This window comes from Pseudomonas sp. Sample_24 (assembly GCF_004307605.1).
GTDB lineage: Bacteria > Pseudomonadota > Gammaproteobacteria > Pseudomonadales > Pseudomonadaceae > Aquipseudomonas.
Window position 1 is genome coordinate 1 of the sequence record NZ_RCNW01000185.1, and the last position, 2,931, is coordinate 2,931.

General features: G+C 54.1%; 1 protein-coding gene and 2 pseudogenes. 2 read left to right on the forward strand and 1 reads right to left on the reverse strand.

The genetic code is table 11. The annotated features are described in order from the left end of the window. Positions 1-556, reverse strand: a pseudogene (locus D8V06_RS09650) (4-hydroxyphenylpyruvate dioxygenase); the annotation flags it as partial. Positions 557-1,040: 484 nt separating this feature from the next. On the opposite strand from D8V06_RS09650, the gene D8V06_RS09655 reads away from it, so the two are divergent. Beyond that, complete coding sequence (locus tag D8V06_RS09655) at positions 1,041-2,573, forward strand: EAL domain-containing protein (RefSeq protein ID WP_130908194.1); 1,533 nt, start codon at positions 1,041-1,043, stop codon at positions 2,571-2,573. A gap of 233 nt (positions 2,574-2,806) precedes the next feature. Further along, positions 2,807-2,931, forward strand: a pseudogene (locus D8V06_RS09660) (transcriptional regulator); the annotation flags it as partial.

Consider the following 2,931-nt stretch of genomic DNA (forward strand, 5'->3'; position numbering starts at 1 on the left):
GGAAGTTGAACAGCTTCTCGTAGAAGTTCGCCCAGTAGGCCATGCGACCGCGATACACGTTGTGGGTCAGGTGGTCGATGATCTTCAGGCCGGCACCCACTGGATGACGGTCGACGCCTTCGAGGAACACGAAGTCGATGTCGTAGATCGAGCTGCCTTCACCGAAACGGTCGATCAGGTACAGCGGCGCGCCGCCAATGCCTTTGATCGCCGGCAGGTTCAGCTCCATCGGACCGGTTTCGATGTGGATCGGCTGGGCGCCGAGTTCCAGGGCACGCTTGTAGGCTTTTTGCGAATCCTTGACGCGGAACGCCATGCCGCACACCGACGGGCCGTGTTCGGCCGCGAAGTACGAAGCAACGCTGTTGGGTTCATTGTTGAGGATCAGGTTGATCGCGCCCTGGCGATACAGGTGCACGTCTTTGGAACGGTGGGTCGCAACCTTGGTGAAGCCCATGATCTCGAAGATCGGCTCCAGGGTGTTCGGGGTCGGCGATGCGAGCTCAATAAATTCAAAGCCCATCAGGCCCATCGGGTTTTCGTATAAATCTGCCATGGTCGGCGCCTCATCATGCTTTAGAAATTAACCACTGTTAGTTGCTAGCAATGCTGAGACCGGTGGGTGGCGCGCAGGAGATGCCCCGCACGCTGCGGGCGAGGAAATCACCGTAGATCAATTGAAACCCAAATATCTTCATTGTCGACCCAAGGCTGGTGCGGGCGAGGCTTCTGCTGCCAGAAGACGATTATTCTTGTATGCGTAACCTGATTCTACACAGCGTAACTGAGTTTGTCCGCCCTCTGTATAAAATCCGCCTTTTCCACCGGCGTGCAAGCGGTTTGTTGCACCAACAAGGTTGACTTGGCGTTGCTGGACCGACGCAGGCAGCGCCGGCTCAAACTGGCCGAACGACTTTATTGCCGCCGAACGGCATAATGGCGCCATGCGAACTATCATGGCTCGTACCTGAACTCTTTTTGGGAGGCGATTCGCCCTGCCAGCATTTGAGAGCTCCATTTCATCGCTACAGGTTTCGCGAATGCCATTAAAAGTCAGACGCCGCAAACGCAGCCTCAAGGTTGCAGTCACCTTGTTCAGTGGATTACTTCCGGTAGTGCTCGGCCTGGTCATCCTTTATATGCAGGCCGAACGTGCACTTGTGCAAAGTGCGCAGGAAACCGCCGAAGAGGCCATTCGACAATTTGAACTGATGCTCGACAACACCGCTCAAGCGGCACGCGAGTTGTTGCCCTTGGCCGGGCAACGTTGCGCAGACGTCAAACTCGCCCTGCGCGAACAAGTAACCCGCCGGCCCTTCGTACGCTCGACCAACCTGACGTGGGATAACACTATTTATTGCAGCTCCCTGTTTGGCGACTATCACGAAATAATTTCAACGGGCGATTTTGCCGGCGGCCAATTGATACTGATGAAGGGTAACCCGGTCACACCCGATACCGCCCTGCTGATCTATCGCCTTGAGGACGGAAAACGCGGTGCGCTGTCGACGCTGGATGGTTACCATCTGAGTAACGTGCTGCGCCTGATTGGTCGTCAGACGTTGCTGGTGCTGCAAGTAGGAAACAACTGGCTAAGTGCCAATGGCCAGTTTCACCATGGCCCCCTGCCCGACTTCCCGGTCGCCCAAAGCACACTTAAATCCTCACGCTATGATTTCAGCGTCGCGGCAGGCTTTCCGGAAGGTGAAACCTGGCGTTACATGACCAGTGAATACCCGCCGTTGTTCAGCCTGCTGATTTTTTTCGGGGTCATTTCCGGTGCGATCGGCCACATACTGCAAAAGCGCTCGAGGTCACCCACCCACGAAATGCAACGGGCGCTGGAAGCCGCGGAGTTCGTGCCTTATTTTCAGGCGGTCGTGCATGGCGACAGCAAGAAACTCTCGGGCATCGAAGTACTGATGCGCTGGAATCATCCACAAGAAGGGCTGGTGCGCCCGGATCTGTTCATTCCTTTCGCTGAACACTCGGGACTGATCGTGCCGATGACTCGCTCTTTGATGAGGCAAACCGCGACGTTGCTCGGCCCGCTATCCAGCACCTTCACCGAACCCTTTCATATCGGAATCAACATCACGGCCAGCCATTGCCAGAGTCTTGACCTGATAGAGGATTGCCGTGAGTTCCTCAAAGCCTTCGCACCCGGTTCCATTCATCTGGTGCTGGAGTTGACGGAGCGCGAACTGATCGAACCCACCGCCCTCGCCCACCAACTGTTCGAACAGCTGCACGAACTTGGCGTAATGATCGCCATCGATGACTTTGGCACCGGACATTCCAGCCTGGGCTACCTGCGCGAATTCAATGTCGACTTTCTGAAAATCGACCAAAGCTTTGTCGCAATGATCGGCATTGACACCCCCTCCAGCCATATTCTCGACGCCATCATTCAACTTGCGGGCAAGCTCGATCTTGCAATGGTTGCAGAAGGTGTAGAAACCCAAGAGCAAAGTGATTACCTGACCGCTCATAACGTTAACTTTCAGCAAGGCTATCTGTTCGGCCGACCGCTGCCTGGCGCGGAATTCATTAGTGCATTAAGTGGTCATTAACCCTTGGCCTTATGCGATGAGACGGTCAACGGGTACACAATTTGATTCAAAAGACTACTCTTGTTACATGAAGAAAAAGACATGATTTACTCTTGGCCAATTAACTACTACAATTTTTCATGCCTGCGGTAATTTCGCAGGTGCGCCATTTATCACCGAGTCGCTTCAAGGCTCTTGGCTTATAGCTTTGTTTGCGGTTGGTATCAGCCAAACACACTATTGGAGTAAAGATATTGTCCAGACTCGCTGAATTTCGCGCAGCTGAAAAGGCCCTTCAGGAACAGCTCAAACAGCTGGAATCGCTGAAGAACGATGCCGGGCTGAAGAAAGAAATCGAATTCGAAGAAAAGCTCCAGGG

What these genes read in the sequence shown, in the direction of transcription:
- D8V06_RS09655 (WP_130908194.1), top strand. Translation starts at nt 1,041, where the DNA reads ATGCCATTAAAAGTCAGACGCCGCAAACGCAGCCTCAAGGTTGCAGTC.